The organism is Levilactobacillus tongjiangensis, assembly GCF_003946345.1.
Classification (GTDB): Bacteria; Bacillota; Bacilli; order Lactobacillales; family Lactobacillaceae; genus Levilactobacillus; species Levilactobacillus tongjiangensis.
Window position 1 is genome coordinate 139,693 of the sequence record NZ_RHNY01000005.1, and the last position, 22,519, is coordinate 162,211.

Sequence of the window (22,519 nt, forward strand, 5' to 3'; positions counted from 1 at the left end):
CTGTTTTGTTATGTTGTCAGTGTACCACAATTCGCTTATCACCAGCTAGGCCAAGTATCAGTCACTTGTACGAAATTGCCGCCGATCTTTAGGCCGTCCGAGGCCCCAACTGTTATTCTCCCCATCAGTCTTGCTAAGTATAGCTAACACTCGAATCAGCTATATCGTATATCTTACGCCGTCGTGCAGCAGATCAGCGGCTACTCCCCAGTGGAAAGATATCCAATCGTTTCATTACAATAGACATCCCCGATTCAACTGGGTATCGATTAATCGTCTAAGCAGTCAGATTATGACACAATTGTCTTTTAAAAGTATTATCGCTTTATGAATTTTACCCCACAAAAAATGGACGATACCCTTAGGCATCCCCCATTCTTGTCTAACTTTAATTAGTGATTTGCTACGGCATCGGGCTTAGCCTTTTCCGTCGCTGCCTTTACGTTAATGGTGATTTCACCACGGGTTGCCCCGATAGTGACTTGGTCGCCAGTCTTAACTTCACCGTTCAGCAGAGATTCACTCAATTTATCTTCGACCTGTGTCTGCAGTGCCCGCCGAATTGGCCGTGCCCCGTATTCAGGGTCGAAACCAGCCTTGGCAACCACGTCAATGGCTGCTGGAGTGATCTTCAGCTTGATGTTTTGTTCAGCAACCCGGTCAACAATGTGCTTGGCCATGAGCTTCACAATTTCGTGTAATTCTGGCCGTTGTAATGAGTGGAAGATGACTGTTTCATCGATCCGGTTTAAGAACTCTGGCCGGAAGGATTGCTTCAGTGTTTCCCTAATGGTTGAAGCCATCGCACTGTAGTTGTTGGCCATGTCCTCTTTACCAAATCCAACGGTCTTTTCATCACGTAACTTAGTAGCTCCTAAGTTAGACGTCATGATAAGAATCGTGTTCCGGAAGTCGACCTTACGACCCTTGGAGTCGGTCAGGTAACCATCATCCAACACCTGCAATAGAATGTTGAAGACATCTGGATGAGCTTTTTCCACTTCATCAAATAGGACGACGGAGTATGGCTTTTGCCGAACTTTTTCGGTCAATTGGCCACCTTCATCGTAGCCGACGTAACCTGGAGCTGACCCAATCAAACGACTAGTTGAGTACTTCTCCATGTATTCACTCATGTCGACCCGAATCATGTTGTTTTCGGAGCCAAACATAGCTTCAGCCAACGCCTTAGCCAATTCGGTCTTCCCAACACCAGTTGGTCCCAGGAACATGAATGACCCAATTGGCCGGTTCGGATCTTTTAACCCGGAACGAGCACGCCGAATCGCTCGAGAAACCGCAGAAACGGCTTCCTTTTGACCAATAACCCGTTGGTGCAGAATCTTTTCCAAGTTGACTAAGCGATCAGCATCAGTTTGCTTCAGCTGCGTCACAGGAACACCAGTCCATTCAGCAACCACGTCAGCGATATCTTCACCAGTCACGTTCAACGTGTAATGACGGTCGTCATCCTTCTTAGAAGCAGCTTCCTTGGCTTCACGGGCTTGAATTTTCTCACGTAACTTCATTTCTTCCGTCCGTAAGTTAGCTGCTCGCTCGAAGTCTTGGCTTTCGATCGCCTTTTCCTTTTCGTCAGCTAAATCCTTAATTTCTTGGTTCTGCTTTGAAGCAGCAGTTGGCTTGTCCATCTGGTCGATACGGACCTTAGCAGAAGCCTCATCCATCAAATCAATGGCCTTATCAGGTAAGAACCGGTCGCTGATGTAACGGCTGGACAACTTAACGGCTTGTTCTACCGCTTCATCAGTGATGTTAACGTGATGGTGATCTTCATAACGCGACCGTAAGCCCTTCAAAATCTGCAAGGCTTCTGGTTCAGTTGGTTCATTGACTTGAACCGTCGCAAACCGACGTTCCAGTGCGGCATCGGATTCAATGTACTTTTGGTACTCATCCAACGTCGTCGCCCCAATGGTTTGGAGTTCGCCTCGAGCTAATGCTGGCTTCAAGATGTTGGAGGCATCAATTGCCCCTTCAGCACCACCGGCACCAATCAGCGTGTGTAATTCATCAATGAAGAGGATGACTTGGCCATCATTATAGATTTCTTCGATAACCTTCTTCAACCGGTCTTCAAATTCACCACGATACTTGGTTCCAGCAACTAATGATCCCATGTCGAGCATCATCAACCGCTTGTTCTGCATATCTTCTGGCACATCACCAGCGACGATGCGTTGGGCTAAGCCTTCAGCAATCGCCGTTTTACCAACACCAGGTTCCCCAATTAAAACGGGGTTGTTCTTGGTCCGGCGGCTAAGAATCTGAATGACCCGCTTGACTTCCTTGTCACGGCCCACAGTAGGGTCCATCCGGCCTTCTTTAGCTGAGTCGGTTAAGTTACGTGCCAAGGAGTCCAACGTTGGCGTACCGCCTTGTGGTGCCCCTCTACGAGCACGGGCTTCACTCCGCCGCTTTGGCGTATCAGAAATACCCAACTTACGTAAAACAACCTTCCGGGCATCGGCAAGTTCTACATTTAAGTTCTTTAAAATTCGGGATGATAAGATTGTTTCATCGCTCAAGAGTGCCAATAGGAGATGTTCCGTCCCAATCTTGGTCGCACCCAAACGTTTGGCCTCATCACCAGCCAGGGCAAGCATTGCTTTGGCCTTTGGTGAATAAGGCAAGTAACTATCCTTATCCATGTTGGCCAGCGTGCCATAACCTGTGAATCGTTCAATTTCTTCTCTGACATCGTCGTCAGTCACTGAAAATTGTTGCAAGACTTTGTTTGCGATGCCGTTCTTCTCAATCGTGAGGGCAAGCAGTAAATGTTCCGTCCCCACCGCTTGGTGCTTGAAATACTTGGCTTGTTCCTGTGCTAAGACTAAAACGCTTTTAGCACTCGGTGTAAATAGGTTGTCCATTGCAACTCCTCACTTTCTTAGCTCTCATAGCGCAAATGATTCAAAATCGAAATCAGAATCTGGGCCCGCACACGTTGATCCAACTCGCGGTCTCCGGTACTGACGGCATCCTTATCGATGGCTGCCAGAATAATATTCGTTTCCCGCCGGTTGATTGCGCCGGCCTCAAACAGGCTACGAACGACCGCTAACCCATCGTGCCGGGTGATGTGGTCGCCAACTGCGGACACCAACGAATCAATGAAGTCTAAATTATCTAGTAATTTAACCTTTTCGATTCGAATATAGCCCCCGCCACCACGCTTACTCTGAACGACATAACCGTCCTGAATCGTGAAGCGAGTCTTAATCACGTAGTTGATCTGTGACGGAACAACGTTGAACTGGTCAGCAATTTCTGCTCTGCGGATCTCTACCTGCTGGGACTCAGCCAATATCTGCTTAAGGTAAGACTCAATAATATCTGAAATATTTTGATTCTCCATTATCGTCCCCCCTTCAATGCAGTCGTCTTGACTAATGTTGACTAATATTATACGAACTTTCAGACAAAATGCAACGGATTAGACCGTCCTTTCTGAATAAGTCCTGGTAAACTATCATACCAAAAAGACAGCCGACTTCCAAACGATTCGTAAGGAAGGCGACTGCCGACGGTTTAATTTAAGTTAATCGGGATAAAAAAATCGGGAAGACAAGATTTGAACTTGCGACCCCCACGTCCCGAACGTGGTGCTCTACCAAACTGAGCTACTTCCCGAAATAGCCCGCTGACCATGAGTCAGTAAATCGGGAAGACAGGATTCGAACCTGCGACCCCCTGGTCCCAAACCAGGTGCTCTACCAAGCTGAGCTACTTCCCGAAAAAATGCTTATGGGGTTATTCATAAGCGACAAAAATGCACCCAGTAGGAGTCGAACCTACAACCTTCTGATTCGTAGTCAGACACTCTATCCAGTTGCGCTATGGGTGCATAATTATTATTAAATTAAATGCCGAGGACCGGGATCGAACCGGTACGGTCATCACTGACCGCAGGATTTTAAGTCCTGTGCGTCTGCCAATTCCGCCACCCCGGCAAAAGGGCAAAAGCGGAAGACGGGATTCGAACCCGCGACCCCCACCATGGCAAGGTGATGTTCTACCACTGAACTACTTCCGCAAATTGGCTATTAAATTTGGTGCCATGCCGACTAGAGGATTCGAACCTCCGACCTCCTCATTACTAGTGAGATGCTCTGCCAACTGAGCTAAGTCGGCAAAATATATGTTGAATATATTTTGCAATATTCGGTTATGCAGGTGAAGGGACTCGAACCCCCACGTCATAAGACACTAGAACCTAAATCTAGCGCGTCTGCCAGTTCCGCCACACCTGCAATGGTTGACGAACTAACGCCAGGGACGATGGGTCCCAATGGAGGATACAGGGCTCGAACCTGTGACCCTCTGCTTGTAAGGCAGACGCTCTCCCAACTGAGCTAATCCTCCATAATGTCTTAAGCGAACGTTGATGCGCTCGTTCGAAACAACTATTATAATTTACCATGCCAGCGATAAGTTGTCAACCAAATTTTTGAAATATTTTGAATAAATATTCGCGAACTGAATAACTACTCTCGTAACAACAAATAATATTGTATCCTACCCACGAAAAAAAAGCTACCCCCTTTTTACATTTTTTTGCAAAAAGTTTGCTCAGGTCAAAGAAATCCCCAGTAATAGGCGATTTTTAGCCGTGAAAATTCTGCCTACATGGCTGGCTGACCGCCATTGTCATCATCCCTCCCTAACTTAAAGCCCGATTCTTTCAGAATCGCCCTAACCAGCCAACTTACCTTTTGAACCTCGCGCCATCTCTCATCAAAGAATGAATCTTTCCAACGCAACTGCATAGTTATCAATAATTCGTTACCTGAGTTCAATGTCAGCCCACGATTCATTTTCACGGTTGATCATTGAAGACCGCGAGATTAGCTTTGCTTATTCCGCCAATCAGGCTTACCCCCCGCCTATGCTGATGATACCAATGTTAATGCCTTTTTATAAGCAGTATCTAGTCTATCTTCAAAATAAGGATTACAAATCTTGGGCAAATTTCGTTAGTAAGAGTATCCCGGCACACTGTCAGCCTAAATATTGTCTACTAATGACTGGCAACTGCGTACCCACCCGCCGAAATACATGGGTCACACCACTTCCAGCCCAAGTGATCAGGCACGAAGCCCGTGAAAGACCTGTTGGTCCGAGCGGTATTCTCGGGCATACAGGTCTAGGCCGACCTTTAAGACTTGTGATTTTCAAGGCTTAAAGGCGAGGACCAAGACCGCTTTTCGGCTTGGTCCGGGCCTCACAGGCGCAGTGTCTGAACTCTTGGGCGGCACACTTGGGCGGCACATCACATCGATAAATAGTCGGCCTTAACTGCCCGTATAAGCCCATGCACACGAAAACGGGGCCAATGACCCACCAAGTGGTCATCAGCCCCGTCATTGGACGTCTATTTGGTTAAATTAGCCCCGTCATTGGACGTCTATTTGGTTAAATTGACTTAATTACTTCGTGATCTTAGTAACGCCGCCCATGTAAGGAACCAATACTTCTGGAACCGTTACGGAGCCATCAGCATTTTGGTAGTTTTCCAGGATAGCAGCGACCGTCCGCCCAACGGCTAATCCGGAACCGTTCAAGGCGTGAACGTATTGTAGCTTGCCGTTGTCATCACGGTATTGGATGTGAGCTCGTCGTGCTTGGAAGTCCGTTGTGTTAGAACAGCTAGAAATTTCCCGGTACGTGTTTTGTTCTGGGAACCAAACTTCCAGGTCGTTGGTCTTAGCGGCCGTGAAACTCATGTCGCTGGTGGTCAACGTAATCACGTGGTAGGCCAAGCCTAACTTCTGTAGCAGGTCCTCAGCGTGCTTCGTCAGGTGTTCCAGTTCATCCCAAGAATTTTCTGGTTTACAGAACTTCACCATTTCAACCTTGTTGAATTGGTGTAACCGAATCAATCCTCGAGTATCACGACCAGCACTCCCAGCTTCAGAACGGAAGGCAGGTGTTAAGGCAGTAAACCAGACTGGTAAATCCTCTTCCGGAATAACTTCGTCTCGGTAGTAGTTGACCAATGGCACTTCAGCCGTTGGAATCAGCGTCATTTCCTCGTCACGTAACTGATAAACATCTTCCTTGAACTTAGGGAATTGACCAGTCCCGTACATGGAGTCATCGTTCACGATGTATGGTGGCAAGACTTCTTTGAAGCCAGCTTCCGTGTTCTGATCCAAGAAGAAGTTATAGACTGCCCGTTCCAACCGAGCACCTAGGCCCAAGTAGTACAGGTACCGGCTACCAGAAACCTTAGCGCCAGCTTCAAAGTCCAAAATACCGAGGTCTTCCCCGATTTCATAATGGGCCTTAGCAGTGAAATCCATGTTAGGCTTTTCGCCCCACCGACGGAGTTCAACACTGCCGTCTTCCGTCAAGCCAACGGGAACGCTATCGTCTGGAATGTTGGGCAAATGAGCGGCTGCATCGTGAACTTGCGTCTTTAAGTCATCCAAGTCATTGTCGATTTCCTTGATGTCAGCACTAACCTGGCGCATTTCAGTAATCTTGTCATCAGCGTCTTGCTTGTTACGCTTCAATTGAGAAATCTCATCAGAAACTGTGTTCCGTTGGGCCTTCATGGTTTCACTCTTAACAATGAGCGAACGCCGCTTTTCGTCTAAGGCCAGTAAATCGTCGATTTCAGCAGGATCGACGCCACGGGTGGCTAACTTTTCCTTGATAAAATCTGGTTCCGTACGAATCAACTTTAAATCTAACATTTGATTAGCTCCTCTCAATTTCGCGGATAGTACACAAAAAAGGCCTCCGTCACATGGGACGAAGACCTTCGCGGTACCACCCAAGTTCATGGCTGGTCTCCCAGTCATACCCTTGAACATGATAACGGTCTGCACCGTGCGGAATTACCCGCCCACTTTAGTTAGTGCTGGAATTTTCGACGTTGCGGTTTGCAGCTTTCCCCGCTTCTCTGGCCGTCTACTTGAAAGGCACCACGTGTTTTTGATTAATCACATCATAACGTATTTTAATCTCAGAAGCAATGATTAAAGCGACGCAATCTTTTCGTCGATCAACCGCAGAACCTCTTTACGAGCCGCTGCGTCTTCAACGAAGTCCAGCTGATCACCGTCAATTTGCATCTTTGGTGACTTGTCGTAACTGTTGTACCAGTTCACGTAACGTTGATCAAGTTGTTGATAGTATTCGTACAAACTAGGATCATTAGCAACTTGTTCATAAGAACGACCGCGCTTCTCAATCCGTTCCAACATCGTTTCAAACGAAATGTTGATATGGATCAAGAGGTCCGGGTTCTTCTTGTGCGTTGCGTCTGGCAATTCTTGCATCATGTTGGCCAGTAAGGAGTCATAAATATCAACTTCCGTCGTGGTGGCCCGACCTAAATCGGCGTTCAAATGAAAGAGTAAGGAATCTTCAAAGATTGAGCGGTCTAAGACACTCTCATCATCGGCGTTGGCAGCCTTAATGCTATCCAATCGCTTGTTTAAAAAGTAGATTTGCAATAAGAATGCATACTTTTGGGGGTTCTGGTAGAACAACGGCAAGATCTTGTTGTCATCCACTGATTCATAAAATGCTGGTTTGTTTAAATGTTCGGCTAGCAACGTGGTCAAACTCGTTTTGCCGGCTCCGATAGTTCCCGATAGTACAAGCATGCAATTCTCTCCTTTAATAACTGGCGCACCGGGCTTTTCCCCGGCCAAAATTTCAACACCACATATTGTACCAACCTCAAGTATAAAAGACAATATGTCGTGGTAAATTTACCCGTGTCGATTTCACTAAAGTGGCTAATTTACCGACAAGAAACGGCGACTAGTTAGGTTTTGCCCGGACTAGTCGCCGTTTCATTATTTATTTAATTTCAATTGCCCACACAATCTCAAATTAATCGTTGGCTGCAGCTTCAGTCTTAACTTCCTTCAAAGTTCCGTCCTTGTGAACTGGAGAAACGTCAACTTCACTCAATGGAATCAACTTCGTGTGCTTCTTGATCTTGTACCCAATGTAGAGCACTAAGACTAATGGCACACTGATGTAAGTAACCAGAACTTGTTCCCAGTTACCAGAGAAGAAGGATTGTGGATCTTGACCCACGATAACGGCGACACAGAGTACCAACGCTAAGATAGGACCCACTGGGAACCACTTTGCATGGTAGCCCAATTCCTTCAGTTGATGACCTTGCTTGATGAAGGCCCGACGGAACCGGTAATGTGACAAAGCAATCCCAAACCAAGCGATGAACCCGGTCAACCCACTAGCAGCAACTAACCACATGTAGATCTGAGGACCGGCAATACTACTGATAAACGTCAATGCAGCGATAAACGTCGTTGCAAACAGTGCAGGGTAAGGAATCCCGTTGTGACCCGTCCGTTCGAAGAAACTTGGGGCATAACCTTCCTTAGACAGAGAGTACAACATCCGGGTGGAAGCGTACATCCCTGAGTTAGCAGCAGAGATAACGGCGGTCAAGATAACCGCGTTCATGACACTGGCAGCTGCGGCTAAACCAGCCCGCTTGAAGACCAACGTGAATGGACTGATAGCAATATCCGTTGCAGAAGAACCTAACAAATCATGACTCGTGTATGGTAAGACGGCGGCGATAACAAAGATAGCTAGAATATAGAATAAAATGATCCGCCAGAAAACAGAATTGATTGCCTTAGGAACACTGTGCGCAGGGTCTTCAGATTCACCGGCCGTGATACCAACTAATTCAGTACCTTGGAATGAGAATCCGGCAACCACGAACACACTCAGAATTGCTGGGAAGCCGCCAACGAATGGGGCCTTCTTGTAGGTGAAGTTTTCCAAGCCAGTGGCATGACCACCCATGATACCAAAAATGGTTAAAATCCCAACGGCTAAGAAGATGAAGATGGTGATAACCTTGATCAATGACATCCAGAATTCCGTTTCACCAAAGGCTTGAACGGAAAAGGCGTTGATCGTGAAGACCAGAACTAACGCAATTGCACTCCAGATCCAACCCGGTACACCTGGTAACCAGAACTTCATAACCAGAGCAGCAGTCGAAATATCAACGGCAACGGTGATGGCCCAGTTGAACCAATAGTTCCACCCCATGGCAAACCCTAAAGCTGGATCAACATACTTAGCGGAGTAAGCGGCGAATGAACCTGAAATTGGCATGTTCGTAGCCATTTCCCCTAAACTAGTCATCAAGAAGTACACCATCAATCCCATGGCAACGTACGCAACTAACGCACCACCAGGCCCGGCAGTCGAAATTGCCGACCCACTTGCGACGAATAATCCTGTACCAATACAACCACCTAACGCAATCATTGAAACGTGACGCGTCTTGAGTCCCCGCTTAACCTGATCTGAGGCCTCACTCGTTGTTGCGTTTGTCATGCTTTGTTCCATAAATGTTTCCTCCTTCTTTTTATAGAAGGACTTCCTCGAAACGACCTAGTGAACGAAAAAATCCCTTCCGCAGAAAAGCTTAGCGAAAGAGATTGGAAAGTTCATTATTCCAAGTCAATATCGTTGAAAGCGCCCCGCAACCCATATTTGGCTGCGACAGTCCCTGATCTGTTAAACCAGGACCCAACCTGCAAGCTATGTCCTCACTTACAAGTTTCGGCGACCGCCCCTTTAACTTTCCCTCTGCGATGTGACCCATCTCAGGAAAGCGACTCTTGTTGGTCGCGCCTCTTCTATTCGATACTTTGTAGTATACTCATCCGTCCGAAACATTGCAAGATTAAATTGCGATTAGAGTCAATTAATTTGTCGGTTTCGTGGTTACCAACCGGTATAAAGCTTGTGGTACCGGCGTTAGGCTCATCCCGGAAATTGCCATAAAATGTTCGTCCAAAGTTTGGAAACCTAATTTTTCTAATACTCGGCGGGACCGTTGATTCTCCACCAGACTGGTTGCCCAAATCTGAATGCCGACTGGCAAACCTGCTAATAGTGCCTGTAGCGCCTCAGTCATTAACCCACTTCCCCAGTAAGCTGGGTCCAGTAAATAGCCGAGGTCAACTGCCAAGGGGTCTGGTTGCCCTTCCGCGGTAACCCGATCATAGAACACGATCACACCGATCAACTGGTTACTTTGCTTATCCACAATGGCTCGTGAATAGGGGTTGCGCCGGTCGGCCTGTAACCACTGAGCTACCTCCATCTTGCTGGGATGAGCCGCTGCCCCAGCGAGCTTGGCAATTTCTGGTTGGGTGACCAGCCGTTGATACGCTGTCAGGTCGCTTTCAACTAACGGCCGAAGAATCAATCTTGTTGTTCTAAACACTACTGTCATGACAGACCACTTCCTTCAATGGACTTCTTAATTGCGGTACAATATCCCTATAGTTTCATCAGTACGAGTGCTATTACCTGACTCGCACGATTTTATTTTGGGAGGGTTCACATTTGAAAATCATTACCCAGTCACTTGCTAGCGATTCCGCCGTTTACCTGCAGGGCTACTTGCGGCAACCCGAAGATACCACATTAACTTACCCCGCCGTCGTCATCGTCCCTGGTGGCTCGTACACGCACATTCCGGAGCAACAGGCGGAAGACCTAGCCATGGCGTGGTTTGCCCGCGGTTACCAAGCCTTCTTCCTCCGCTACTCATTCGTCGGTGAAAAACAGCCCCTGTTGCCGACACCCGTGGTTGAGTTAGCCCAGAGTTTAGCACTGATTCGGCAAAATTCAACCGCTTGGCAAATCCAAGCGGACAATCTGATTATAGCCGGCTTTTCAGTTGGTGGCCATATCACGGCGTTATTTAATAATTTATGGCACGACGCGGCTTTCAACCAGTTGGCTGGAACCACACCAGCACAAATCAAGCCACGGGCCGTTATCTTGGGCTATCCGGTAATCACACCGGCCGCTGGCTTCCCAAACGATGACGCAACTTTAGCTAGCTGGACAGACGATCCCCAAAGCATTGCTGCCGACCAACAGGTAACCGCCAGCAATGTTCCGACCTTTATCTGGGTGACAGCTGCCGACCCGCTGGTCCCCGTTCAAAACGCCCTCGCCTATGCTCAGGCAACCATCGCCGCGGGGGTGGACACTGAATTACACGTCTTCCATCAAGGCCCCCACGGTTTGGCTTTGGCTAATTCAGTCACGGCTTGGAAACCAGGAACGGACCTGCCACATGTGGCCCATTGGTTGGATCTAGCCAATGAATGGCTGACTGAACTTCCTTAATCTCCGGCCCTGGTTGGCTCGGGTGCCATAGACTTAAAATTCGTCTCACCAGCCACCTGCGGCGGTCAGAGATTCCGCCCGCTGTGGGGGAACGCCTCCGGCCTGAAAATCGGTCCTGCGGCTCGGTTTGAAGCCTGAAAAACCATCAGTCTCCAAACACGTCCCACGCTGTAATCCGAGAATCGGCTAACACCGTCGACACAGCTGGCTCCACCACTGACCCCCTCCGGTTAAACAGGTTCTTGGAAACTAAACTAGTTTAAACGCCTGAATGACAGTACTTACGCAATATTATTGGTGCGCCACTAGGTAGCCGAGAGTGAGCCAAATTTGGACTCAGCCGTGGGATTTTCAAGTGTTTTTCTTGAAAATGGCGACTTGAAGACGTGCTTTGCGGCTTCAAGCGAGGGGCAAGACCGCCCTTGGGCTTGCCCCGTCCTGCCCACAGCGTTCCAGTCCAAATTTGGCGCACGGTAAGGCGATAACTTCCCACTATATCTGACTAAACTCCAATACTTAATCCTTGTTGTATCAGGCACAGTGAATGTGTCAGTGCTTTCAACCTTTAGTTAAACTACAAAAAACGTCGGTACTACTCCTCAACGGAGTCGGTACCGACGTTTTAATTTTGCCTAATTTAAATTTCAGAACGTTTCAAGAACGGCCATTTCTGCATGACCGGCGCGAAACGGATGTACAAGCCTTCTGCACACTGCAACCATAGGTAGCCCAGTAACAAAGCACCAAACGTATCAGTTGGGAAATGGGCATTGAGGTAGACCCGTGAAATCATCACCAGTGCCATCCAGATAATCAGGATGATGCGCACCAACCAGGCCTTCCAAACCGTCATAATCATTGGAATTAAGATGATCCAAATCATAGCGACGATTAGGAACGTCCCAAAGACGTGACCACTGGGAAAGCTAAACCCATCGTCAATGGCTAGATGGGCGCTTGGACGAGCACGTTTGACAACGTCCTTGACGATGGTCGCCAGAACATCCCCACCCGCTAAGGTGGCTAAACACCACAACGCCGGCACCTTGAACTTAAAGCCCCACAGGAAGAAGGCCAAGACCAAGACCCAGATAATGGCTAACTTAGGTTCCGCCAAGCTGGTCACCCCACGGTACAATAACGTCTTCCAGCCCGGCTGATTTTTTTGGATAATGTCAACGATTGACGAATCCAAGAAATCAACGTAAGCGTTTTGCATTTTTATGTAGAAAGCAATAATCAGGAACAGTAGCGTGGCAAGCGTAAACTTCCATGGTCGGTCCCGATCACGATTAAATAGCATCATGATAATAGTTTCCTTTCGTCATACCCGATTCTGGGAAAATCCCCTAGAAATGAGTATACCACCCCACCAATAAATTTCTAGGAAATCTCAAGACATTAAGGTTTTCCTAAAAGGTCGGCGGCACAATAAAAGCGAACCACTCCGCGGATAGCGCCCGGAAATGATTCGCCAGATCAATTACTTAACAAAGATATAGTGTGAGGCCTTGTAACTCACAATTAGTTGGGCATCATCCGTTAAATTCTGAACGGTCACTGGCCCTTCAAACGGATCGTGCTTCAAAATACGTAGTTGGTCGCCGATATCAAGCTTCAAGTCACCTAAGTACGTTAACAGATCATGGTTGTCAATAAACCGATCGACCGTCACCACAGACCCATCTTCGGCGTCGTTCAACACCGTGTGGCTATCCTCGTGATAGTGGCCAAAACGGTCAGGAATCACGCCACCATGGGGACAGTGAGTCGGATGGCCGAGCATATCATCCAGTGCATTGACCAATTTGGGACTCGTCACATGCTCCAAAACTTCGGCCTCATCGTGTACATCGGGTAGTTCGTAATCTAGTTTTTCAACTAAAAAGTCTTCCCAAATCCGGTGCTTGCGAACCAAGTCTTCAGCCAACCGAATTCCTCGATTAGTCAGAGAAATACCGGCATACGGCGTGTGTTCTGCCAGCCCCTCAGCGGCCATCTTATTAACCATTTCGGTTACTGAGCCCGCTGCAATATTTAAGCTGATTGCAATCTGCTTATTGGAAACCTTTTTCTGTTTCCCACCCAGCTCAAAAATAATTTTTAAATAATCCTCCTTCATAGGAGTCATTTATTGTTCACCTCATCTAGAATTGTGATTCCTTTATACCGCGAAACTCAGCAAAGTGCAAGCTTAATTAATCATGCCGCCAATCATTTTGCTGATAAAACAGCGACTCGTTCTCACCCCGGTGGCATTCAGCTTGAATCGTCACGTGGTTCACCCCATATTTCCGACACAGAATGGCTTCAATCTGCCGGTAAATCGGTTCGACCTGACTCAATGGTAAGTCGTCCATGTTCACGTGCACGGAGACCACCACGTTATTCTCGTCGATCTGCCAAGCGTGCAAATGGTGCACGCCCTCAACCTCAGGCAACGCCGTGAGATCTTGTGAAATCCCCTCGTAGTCCAGCGCCGGTGACGCCTCCATCAGAATATCAAATGTCTGCTTAATGATGGGCCACGACTCATAGCTGATATAGCCAGCCACCAGGATCGTAATCACTGGGTCGACCCAGTAAATCTGCCAAACGGTAATCAGCACGGCTCCGATGATCACGCCGACGGACGCCAACGCATCACTGAGCAAGTGTAGGTAGGTCGCCCGAATATTTAGATTGTGCTTGGCCCCGTGGTTCAATAAGACCGTCGAAAGCAAGTTGGCTAAGAAACTAACGACCGCTACCACCAACATGATGTCACCTTTGACTGGTTCGGGGTGCATCAACCGTCGGACCGCTTCAATCGCCAACACGACCGAAATCACGATGAGGATGCCAGCGTTCAATAAGGCCGCCAAAATTTCGGCTCGCCGATACCCAAACGTGTTGCTACGTGTCTGTTGCCGACCGCCAATCCGGTGGGCAATGTAACTCAAGACCACCGACAGAGCGTCTCCAAGATTATGAAACGCGTCAGACAACAGTGAGAGACTGCCCGACAGGATTCCCCCTAATAGCTCGAACACGGTGATCACAACGTTCAAAATTGTTACCAACAGAAACCGGCTCCCCGTGAGCCCACTCTTCTCCAACGTAAACGCCCCCCATTAGCTTAACTAGCCTCCATTATCGCAGAGTTTGGCATGAATGAAAAGCCGGTTAGGGGCATCCAGAAAAAATGTTGTGGGGATTTCTGCATAGAAATTGCAAAAGATCAATTGGTAACTGGTAAAACGTTCAGTTATCTATCAGTAATCCATCCCACATTTCTATCTGTGATTCACATTATCTGCGACTGGTCAGAGATACGACCACCTTCCCCACATTACAAGTGACATGCTGCCTCCCCATTGTCTTTAACGGCAAATCCAGCCCAAGTGGTCGGACAACGGAGCCCGTGAAAGTCTAGTTAGTCCGAGCGACCTATTCGGACTTACTAGACTGGGACGCCTTCAAGACTTGTGGGTTTCAAGGCTTGAAGACGAGGGCCAAGACCGCCCTATGGCTTGGTCCGGTCCCCACAGGCGTAGTTGTCTGACCGCTTGGGCGCCAACTCACCATTAACCACCGACCAAAAAAGGGCCGGTTCGCATGAAAGCGAAACCAACCCTTATATATAGTAGATTTAAATTATTTAGTAGCCTTGATTTCAACCAAATGAGCTGGGTTGATGTGGGCAGTTACCCGTTCGTAGGCGTAATCCTTCACACCGTCAAGATCCTGGTTGATCAGGTCGATCATGCCAGTTTCGGTGAAACCATTCTTCTTGATCACGTGTTGCATCCCCTTGTTGTCTGGGTGCGTGTCAATCCGAATGCTTTCAATATTTTCAGCCTTGTCGATTTGTGCGAAGATCCGTTGGAACAGTTCGCCAGCCAAACCGCGACCACGATGGTGGCTTGATACTGCTACGCGGTGGATCGCTAAGTAAGGCGCTTGGTCAGTCAACCATTGCCCATCGATCCGTTCATAGTTAGCATCTTCCCCCGGAATGACGGCAGCAGTCCCCAAAATTTCGTTGTCTTCCTCTAAGACGACGGTCCACCCTTGGTGAATGTCGTCGACGATGATCGAAGTACTTGGGTACGTCCCTTGCCATTGGTCTACGGATTGGGCAGCGAGTAACTCTCGCCCATCACGGATAATAGATTCAATTTGTGGTAAGTCGGCCATAGTAGCTTGTCGTAACAGCATGTATAACACCATCCTTTTAATTTTCGTGTTTTTTGTTTTTGACGATTTTGTAATCTTAACACGCTGACGCAAGAATACAACCAAAGACTACCAAATTTGCTAACATTTTTTCTTAATTGTCATGAAAACAAGTAATATCAAGGATTGTGCACCTTTTAACTTCTAATGAATTATTCATTTTCCGAACGTTTTCATGTCAGTTTTCACGAAAATTAAGATATTTATTGCCCAGTCACCTGAAAATTTTGGACCAAAAAAGCACCCACCAAGAACTTTCTAAACTTGGTAGGTGCCACGGGAGCGGTGCCGGGCGAGAGAAAAATCAAAAAGTGTTCAATTTTCCAAAAAAACACGTCGTTTTAGTTTCACGATTGCTTACGCTAGCATGTGCCAACGTAGTCCATGCGCAAGATAAACGCGCTATTACTAATGGTTATTCGCCTGGTTTCACAACACGTCAACAACATGATTGACCACCAATCCAGCCAGAAGATCGATTGGTATCGAAAGTTTTTTCTGCCGGGCACGAAAAGTCCTCCCGCTACTTCAGACTACCATTGTTAAGCGGGATAAACAATGGAAGCGGCCTATTTCGTGTGATCTATCAGCGTAAATTGCCATTTATTTTCCACCCGCCGGGCAACGAGGTCCTTACCAGGTTCCGGATCAAAGGCGCCCAAGTTGATTTCAGTGCGTTCATCCGTGACCGCCATCCCCTCAAACCGGGATTCAAAGAATGACCGTAACGTGTCGAAATAATCTGCACGTGTTTGCATCTGCTTGGCGGCACCGGCCAGCGTAAACCCATCATCTAAAGACGTTTTGATCTGTTGCACGTTGATCAGCGTCTTATAGGTAAACTTACGATTCTTACTGCCATTGATGACTTCACTTTGGATGTAGCCCTTGCTCTCCCAATACCGAAGCTGGCTCTGAGAGACGCCAGTCGCTGCCGCCACGTCACCAATGCCAAAGCTTAATTTTTCAACGGTCACTTTTTTCAACAAATTTTTTGAATCTTCCATCATCTTAAAATTTCCCACCCTTCCTCACGGATTTTAATTTGGGAGCAATTCCCGTTTAATCACCATGAAAGCGCTTGTGAATTTTATAAATACTTCTCAGTCAGTTGTATCATTTTCTCTAATCAGTATAGATATTCTCGAAACTTTGTCAAGCTAGTTGACAAAGTCGTTTAATCTGCGTATAGTTATTCCAGAATTAATTTTATGGATAAAGAAGGAATATAAATTGGGAACTGCTGTTGATACCAACGGGAAGGCCTATAACCGGACCTTGCTCGTTGTTCTCCTATTAGTGGGGACGTTCTGTACGGTACTGAACCAAACGATTTTAAGTACCGCCTACCCTACCTTGATGAAGGCCTTTGATGTTTCGACCTCCACCGTACAATGGTTGACTACTGGATTCTTACTGGTTAGCGGGATCATGATCCCAATCAGCGCTTGGTTACTGACGACCATCAGTACGAAGTGGCTGTACATCAGTGCGATGTCGACTTTCTTAATCGGAACCATTCTCTGTTGGTCCGCCGTTAACTTTCCAATGCTATTAGCTGGACGGTTGATTCAGGCCTTAGGTGTGGGTGTTTCCATGCCTTTAATGCAAACCATGATGCTGACCATCTTCCCTGCTAACAAACGAGGGACTGCCATGGGACTAGCCGGGATTGTTATCGGCCTGGCACCAGCGATTGGGCCGACTCTGTCTGGGTGGGTCATTGACAACTGGACTTGGCGGGACCTCTTCGGGATGATCATTCCCGTTGTTGCTATCGTCATTCTGGCTAGTTTCTGGGTGATGCACAGTGTGCTGGAAACCCACAAGGAACCTTTGGACCTGTTGTCCGTGGTTCTTTCGACGATTGGTTTCGGCAGCATGCTTTACGGATTCTCCTCCGTTGGTGACGACGGCTGGGGTAGCACGATTGTCCTCTCTACATTAGCGATTGGATTTATCTTCGTGGGTCTGTTCATCTGGCGTCAATTGACCATGAAAGATCCATTCTTGAACTTCCGGGTTTACAAATCACGCGAGTTCACCGTCGCTGCTATCCTAAGTTCCGTGGTCAATATGGCCATGGTTGGGGTGGAAATGGTTATTCCGCTTTACCTACAAATGGTCAAGGGCATGTCCGCCTTCCATTCTGGATTAACACTGTTAGCCGGTGCCCTGATGATGGGGATCATGAGTCCAATTACCGGTCGTGCGTTTGACCGGTTCGGTGCCAAGCGTCTGGCTACGATGGGGATGTTCTTACTGACCATCGGGACCTTACCATTCGTCTGGATCACTAAGGACACTGCGACCATCTACATTGTTTTGCTCTACGCTATCCGGATGTTTGGGATTGCCATGGTCATGATGCCAGCCACCACTGCCGGAATGAACGCTTTACCATTGAACATGATCTCTCACGGGACTGCCGTCAACAACACCCAACGGCAAGTTGCCAGTTCAGTGGGGACTGCTATTTTGATCAGTGTCTTGACTAACGTGACCAAGGGCCAAATGCCTGCTAAGCACGTCTTAAAGAGTAACCCACTGAGCTACGCTGATGGTGCCATCAATGCCACTCTGTCTGGGTATCACGCTGCCTTCTGGATTGCCGTTGGTTTCTGTGTGGTTGCCCTGGTCATCGCCTTCTTCTTGAAGGGTCGTAACCGCTCAACACACATGGCTGACGTTGATTCACCAGTGGCTAAGGAAAATAAAGTTGCTGCTGAAGGAGGTGCCGCCTAATGATTATCATTTCTATCATTATTACCGCCATTTTGTCCTTTGCTTTCTACGTTTACGTTCACAACCGTGTGCTCAGCAACACGTTAACCGCCGTTGCTGTAATTGCCCTGTTGACGAGTATTTTCTTCATGGTTAAAAACGACCACGACCACTTTGGCATGCAGAAGGTCACGGAAACTTCTACGCAGAAGATCTACTCCGCCTCCCCTTCCAAGCAAATGCCCATGATGATCTATCAATCAGTGGGGACCGCCGACAAGCACCGGGTCTACGTTTACAAGACCAGTGCGAACGCTAAGAAGACCAGTCATACTAAGGCTAAGATTACCACGAACAATGTGGTTAAACGCACGGCTGGTGCCAACCGCATCGTGACCAAGAAGGTTTACTGGGAATACAAGAGTACTGCCGCTAAATTCTGGTTTGGTCTGTCCGGTAACGGCCACACTTACTTGAAGGAAACCAACACCATCTACCTCAACAAGAGCTGGACCGTGTTGAGTACCACTCAAGCCAAGCAGTTACAGAAGATGGCCAGTTCCAAGAGCTTCAAGGCCCAGCAAAAGACTGCCGCAACGGCCTACGTTAAGAAGCAGGTCATGGCTGCGATGATGAAGAATCCAACCATGTCCGCTGCCCAACAAAAACAAGTGACCAAGCAAGCCTTGGCTGCCTACCAAGCCCAAGCAATGAAACAATTGATTGCCCAGGTTAAAAAATAATCGACTAATTTAAGACCCATAACACACCCAGTGAGATGTGTTATGGGTCTTTTTGCGCGCATGATGGACAAAAAAGCAGCTAGCGAGGATTCTCGCTGAGCTGCTCGATGGTGCATTTTACCATTTCGTTACCTAAACTAATTCACCTGGGTTAACGCTGTTTGCCCTTTACGGCAACGTGGCAGTAATCCGGATAAGTCGTCTAAAGACGTTCCGTTGTCCTGAAAACATTGAATCATGTCGATCCAGTACAAATCCGAATCGTCGAATTCCGTAGTTGAATGATTCTCGCCTAACAACCCGTTCTTCGCATATTCTTCAATGCGGCTTGCGTCAACACCAGCTGATGCAGCCAGTTCAGTTAAGTTCATCTTCATCGCCATACCCTCGCTTTCTTCGTTATCAATGAGAGTATCATACAACCGTCTTTACCTAATTGCAACCTTTTCTGCCCAGAATTTTCATTTACCAAAATTACAAACAAATTACTAGTTTACGTCAAGCTACGACAGCGCTAAACTGGTAGTTAAAAATAATTTTATCAACCAGAAAGGAAGTCCGTCCGTGAATCCTTCACTTACCTTTAAATCCGGCGTTCGGGACGTCCTCCCCACCGTCTTCGGGTACATTGGCGTTGGTCTGGCCTTCGGCATCGTTGCCCATACCAGTCATTTAAGCCTCTTAGTCGTTGCGGGGATGTCGTTCATTGTTTACGCGGGTTCAGCGCAATTTATTATTACCAGCATGCTCCTGCTCCACGACCCCCTTTCTGGAATCTTCATTTCCACCTTCCTGGTCAACTCACGCATGATTCTGATGAGCACCAGTCTGGCCCAGTATTTCCGTCATGAGTCTCTGTTCAAGAACCTCTTGATTGGGTCACTGGTCACCGATGAAACGTTCGCTCTCGCCATGAACAAGCAAAATAAAACCAAGGGCAAACTCAGCTTCGCCTGGCAATCCGGCGCCAACCTCGTCGCTTACCTGGTCTGGGGCTTTGCAACCGTTATCGGGGCAATGTTGGGTGGTCTGATTGCCGACCCAACTCGTTTCGGATTCGACTTTGCCCTCACTGCCATGTTCATTGGCCTGGTCTACCTCCAGCTGATCAGTGACCGGCATCTGGGAATCTCGTTGCAGCTCTACGTCATGGCATTCGTCGCCTTGGTCTACTACCTGGCGATTGGCGTCATGAGTCAAAACTTTGCGCTACTGGCCGCCACTGTGGCCGGCTGTCTATTTGGAATGGGGATGAAAAAATGGCGATAAGTCTAACTGAACTTTGGGTTATTTTAGGGTGTGGCGCGATTACCGTGCTCTCCCGAGCGCTCCCCTTCGTCTTCGTCAAACAAATGACGATGCCATCCTGGCTCATCAATTTTCTCACCTTCGTCCCCATCACGATTATGACCGCCTTGTGCTGCCAAAGCCTCTTCGTCGCCAATCCAGGACACTTGGCCACGCTCAATGTTGCCAACTGCCTAGCGGCCATTCCAGCGACCTTAGCTGGCGTGCTGACTAAGAGCCTACTCATGGTGGTGGTCATCGGTATCATGGCTATGGCCGTGCTTCGCTACTTCTCTATTGGGGGTTAGGTTTTACATTTGGCCGCCTGCGGCCGCCAGGAGCTGCGCTGTGGGGCAACCCTGAAGCCTCGACAACCCCGAGTCTTCAGGGCGGTTGAGAACCTTGCCCAACCCGCAAGTTTCTCAACACGTCCCATGTTCTAAGCGGTAAACCGCTAAGAACATCGACACTGCGCAGCTCCTGGCCTCCGCCGGCTATGATTGATAATTCAATCACGCTCACTAATAGATAAGCTGACTACTATAGTACATAACCTATTAGTAAACGATGCATTGGTAATAACCTGGCGTATGACTACCACGTAGCTAAGCTGTAAATCTAACATCGGCTAATGTCAGATTACTAGACGTTGCAATACAGTTTGGCCAGCTCAAATCAATGACTTTTTTAACCAATCAAATTTCATGTCAATTCACCAACGTAGCCGCAGGTAGCTAGGGATGGTACCGGCTGTGTCGACGCAGTTAATTGGCGTTTTATGTCGGCTTACTGCGTGGGACGAGCTTGGCCGCCTCGGTGACTTACCGAGGTAGACTGTGGACCGCTTCTCAGGCCGCAGTCGGTCCCCACAGCAGGCGCCATCCCCTGGCTACCGGAGGCGGATATTACCAGAATAAATAAAACAGAGCTTCAGCGGAAAAAACATACATCGCTGAAGCTCTATTAATTTGCACAAAATCATTACACCTTATCATCGCGCGGTAGAATCAGGTTCAACACGATACCCAGCACCGCCGCAACTGCCAACCCAGAAAACTCGTACTGCCCCACTTTGAGGTACGCGTTCCCAATACCAATTACTAGAATGGCCGAGGCAATCATCAGGTTGCGTTTCTGATTGAAATCAACGTGCTTCTCAATTAGGATACGCATCCCGCTGGACGCAATCACCCCAAACAACAGAAAGCTGATACCACCAATGACAGGGTTCGGAATACTCTCGATCAAGGCACTTAGTTTGCCCACAAAGCTGAAGATAATGGCAAAGACGGCCGCGCCAATCAGGACGTAGACACTGTGGACCCGCGTAATGGCCAGAACCCCCACATTTTCCCCGTAGGACGTGACGGGTGGCCCACCGACGAAGCTCGCAATAATGGAAGCCAGACCATCACCGGCTAACGTATGATGCAAGCCTGGGTCCTCAAAGAAGTTTCGGTGCGTCAACTCGTTCAATACGGTGATGTGGCCAATGTGTTCAGTCATCGTCACGAAGGCAATTGGCGCCAGGCTGACCACCGCACCCCAGTAGAAGTGCAACGGATAACTCAGAATCGGCACCTCAAAGTTGGGGAGCTGGAACCAAGCGGCCTGCATGACTGGCTTAAAGTTGACCAACCCCGTCATGGTCGCAATCAAATAGCCACTTACGATTCCCAACAGAATGGGAATCAGCGACAGGAAGCCCCGTAGATAGAGGTTAAACCCAACCGTTAGTAGCAACGTCGCCATTGCCACCGCAAAGAACTGCCAGTGATAGGTTCCGGCATTATCCACCGTCGCCTTCTGAGCGGCACTGCCAGCCAGTGACAGTCCAATGACCATCACCATTGGCCCCACCACGATGGGGGGCAAGGCCTTGTTGATCCAATCCGACCCTACCAGCGCCACAATCAAGGCCACGATGAGGTAGACCACTCCCACCGCTAATGTCCCCTGCGCGATTCCCGGGTATCCAGTCGTCCTCATCAAAGCAACCATGGGCACGATAAACGAAAAACTTGAACCCATGTAGGCGGGAATTTTGCCGCGAGTAATCAAAATGTACATCAACGTCCCAACTCCGGAACTAAACAGCGCAATTCCAGGATTTAACCCCACCAGAATAGGCACCAAAACCGTGGATCCAAACATCGAAAATAAGTGCTGAAGCGATAATCCAAACCATTGACCCCAACTAGGTCGCTCCCAGATGTCAATCAAAGCATCTGGATTACGGTAACGTGCTGGTTCTTTCATGTAGCAGGCCTCCACTTCTGAAATAGAAAAAAACGCGCCAGTCCCCGTAAGGAACCGTGCGCGTCCACCCTTAGCCCAGACTAGTCTGATTCCCTAGTCCAGAA

18 protein-coding genes, 8 tRNA genes and 1 riboswitch are annotated in these 22,519 nt (G+C 48.2%); of the genes, 5 read left to right on the forward strand and 21 right to left on the reverse strand.

What is annotated here, in order from left to right; translation table 11 throughout:
* Positions 1–392: 392 nt before the first annotated feature.
* The 14 genes from EKM75_RS04250 to EKM75_RS04315 form a co-directional block, all read right to left on the reverse strand.
* Complete coding sequence (locus EKM75_RS04250) at positions 393–2,891, reverse strand: ATP-dependent Clp protease ATP-binding subunit (protein WP_125692392.1); 2,499 nt, start codon at positions 2,889–2,891, stop codon at positions 393–395.
* A gap of 17 nt (positions 2,892–2,908) precedes the next feature.
* Complete coding sequence (locus tag EKM75_RS04255) at positions 2,909–3,376, reverse strand: CtsR family transcriptional regulator (RefSeq protein WP_125682842.1); 468 nt, start codon at positions 3,374–3,376, stop codon at positions 2,909–2,911.
* Between the two features lie 201 nt (positions 3,377–3,577).
* A tRNA-Pro gene (locus EKM75_RS04260) sits at positions 3,578–3,651 on the reverse strand.
* Between the two features lie 29 nt (positions 3,652–3,680).
* Positions 3,681–3,754: transfer RNA gene (locus EKM75_RS04265), tRNA-Pro, on the reverse strand.
* Between the two features lie 37 nt (positions 3,755–3,791).
* Positions 3,792–3,865 (reverse strand) — tRNA-Arg (locus EKM75_RS04270).
* A 20-nt stretch (positions 3,866–3,885) separates the two neighbouring features.
* Positions 3,886–3,971: transfer RNA gene (locus EKM75_RS04275), tRNA-Leu, on the reverse strand.
* Positions 3,972–3,982: 11 nt separating this feature from the next.
* Positions 3,983–4,054, reverse strand: a tRNA-Gly gene (locus tag EKM75_RS04280).
* 25 nt (positions 4,055–4,079) lie between these two features.
* Positions 4,080–4,152 (reverse strand) — tRNA-Thr (locus EKM75_RS04285).
* Positions 4,153–4,189: 37 nt separating this feature from the next.
* Positions 4,190–4,271, reverse strand: a tRNA-Leu gene (locus EKM75_RS04290).
* 39 nt (positions 4,272–4,310) lie between these two features.
* Positions 4,311–4,383 (reverse strand) — tRNA-Val (locus EKM75_RS04295).
* Between the two features lie 1,064 nt (positions 4,384–5,447).
* Positions 5,448–6,719: a serine--tRNA ligase gene (gene serS / locus EKM75_RS04300; protein ID WP_125692394.1), complete on the reverse strand. Its 1,272-nt coding sequence runs from the start codon at positions 6,717–6,719 to the stop codon at positions 5,448–5,450.
* A gap of 285 nt (positions 6,720–7,004) precedes the next feature.
* Positions 7,005–7,637 (reverse strand): deoxynucleoside kinase, encoded by a 633-nt coding sequence (locus EKM75_RS04305; protein ID WP_125692397.1) that lies wholly within the window; start codon positions 7,635–7,637, stop codon positions 7,005–7,007.
* 232 nt (positions 7,638–7,869) lie between these two features.
* Positions 7,870–9,381 carry an amino acid permease gene (locus tag EKM75_RS04310; protein WP_191988790.1) on the reverse strand — a complete coding sequence of 504 codons (1,512 nt, stop codon included), beginning with the start codon at positions 9,379–9,381 and terminating at the stop codon, positions 7,870–7,872.
* A 119-nt stretch (positions 9,382–9,500) separates the two neighbouring features.
* A riboswitch (Lysine riboswitch) is annotated at positions 9,501–9,682 on the reverse strand.
* Positions 9,683–9,742: 60 nt separating this feature from the next.
* Entirely contained in the window at positions 9,743–10,276 is a 534-nt protein-coding gene (locus EKM75_RS04315; RefSeq protein WP_125692399.1) for a GNAT family N-acetyltransferase, read from the reverse strand.
* Positions 10,277–10,389: 113 nt separating this feature from the next.
* Here EKM75_RS04315 and EKM75_RS04320 point away from each other — a divergent pair, with 113 nt between their 5' ends.
* Positions 10,390–11,184 carry an alpha/beta hydrolase gene (locus tag EKM75_RS04320; protein WP_125692401.1) on the forward strand — a complete coding sequence of 265 codons (795 nt, stop codon included), beginning with the start codon at positions 10,390–10,392 and terminating at the stop codon, positions 11,182–11,184.
* Positions 11,185–11,821: 637 nt separating this feature from the next.
* Here the strand turns inward: EKM75_RS04320 and EKM75_RS04325 are convergent.
* From EKM75_RS04325 to EKM75_RS04345, 5 genes are all read right to left on the reverse strand, one after another.
* On the reverse strand, positions 11,822–12,490 hold the full coding sequence (locus EKM75_RS04325; RefSeq protein ID WP_125692403.1) for a phosphatase PAP2 family protein: 669 nt from the start codon (positions 12,488–12,490) through the stop codon (positions 11,822–11,824).
* A 177-nt stretch (positions 12,491–12,667) separates the two neighbouring features.
* Positions 12,668–13,315: a metal-dependent transcriptional regulator gene (locus EKM75_RS04330; protein WP_125682853.1), complete on the reverse strand. Its 648-nt coding sequence runs from the start codon at positions 13,313–13,315 to the stop codon at positions 12,668–12,670.
* Between the two features lie 67 nt (positions 13,316–13,382).
* On the reverse strand, positions 13,383–14,282 hold the full coding sequence (locus tag EKM75_RS04335) for a cation diffusion facilitator family transporter (RefSeq protein ID WP_125692405.1): 900 nt from the start codon (positions 14,280–14,282) through the stop codon (positions 13,383–13,385).
* A gap of 538 nt (positions 14,283–14,820) precedes the next feature.
* Positions 14,821–15,384, reverse strand: coding sequence for a GNAT family N-acetyltransferase (locus EKM75_RS04340; RefSeq protein ID WP_125692407.1), 564 nt, complete (start codon positions 15,382–15,384; stop codon positions 14,821–14,823).
* Positions 15,385–15,971: 587 nt separating this feature from the next.
* Positions 15,972–16,412, reverse strand: coding sequence for a MerR family transcriptional regulator (locus tag EKM75_RS04345; RefSeq protein WP_125692410.1), 441 nt, complete (start codon positions 16,410–16,412; stop codon positions 15,972–15,974).
* A 223-nt stretch (positions 16,413–16,635) separates the two neighbouring features.
* Between EKM75_RS04345 and EKM75_RS04350 the strand changes: the two genes are divergently transcribed.
* Positions 16,636–18,147 (forward strand): MDR family MFS transporter, encoded by a 1,512-nt coding sequence (locus EKM75_RS04350; RefSeq protein WP_125692412.1) that lies wholly within the window; start codon positions 16,636–16,638, stop codon positions 18,145–18,147.
* Complete coding sequence (locus EKM75_RS04355) at positions 18,147–18,869, forward strand: DUF4811 domain-containing protein (protein WP_125692414.1); 723 nt, start codon at positions 18,147–18,149, stop codon at positions 18,867–18,869. The genes EKM75_RS04350 and EKM75_RS04355 overlap by 1 nt, the downstream gene beginning before the upstream one ends.
* A gap of 137 nt (positions 18,870–19,006) precedes the next feature.
* Here EKM75_RS04355 and EKM75_RS04360 read toward each other — a convergent pair whose 3' ends face one another.
* Complete coding sequence (locus EKM75_RS04360) at positions 19,007–19,246, reverse strand: MerR family transcriptional regulator (RefSeq protein ID WP_125682865.1); 240 nt, start codon at positions 19,244–19,246, stop codon at positions 19,007–19,009.
* Between the two features lie 187 nt (positions 19,247–19,433).
* Between EKM75_RS04360 and EKM75_RS04365 the strand changes: the two genes are divergently transcribed.
* Both EKM75_RS04365 and EKM75_RS04370 read left to right on the forward strand, forming a co-directional pair.
* Positions 19,434–20,138, forward strand: a complete 705-nt coding sequence (locus EKM75_RS04365) for an AzlC family ABC transporter permease (RefSeq protein WP_125692416.1) — start codon at positions 19,434–19,436, stop codon at positions 20,136–20,138.
* Entirely contained in the window at positions 20,129–20,464 is a 336-nt protein-coding gene (locus EKM75_RS04370) for an AzlD domain-containing protein (RefSeq protein WP_125692418.1), read from the forward strand. The genes EKM75_RS04365 and EKM75_RS04370 overlap by 10 nt, the downstream gene beginning before the upstream one ends.
* Before the next feature lie 673 nt (positions 20,465–21,137).
* Here the strand turns inward: EKM75_RS04370 and EKM75_RS04375 are convergent.
* Positions 21,138–22,415: a uracil-xanthine permease family protein gene (locus EKM75_RS04375; protein WP_125692420.1), complete on the reverse strand. Its 1,278-nt coding sequence runs from the start codon at positions 22,413–22,415 to the stop codon at positions 21,138–21,140.
* Positions 22,416–22,519 lie beyond the last annotated feature (104 nt).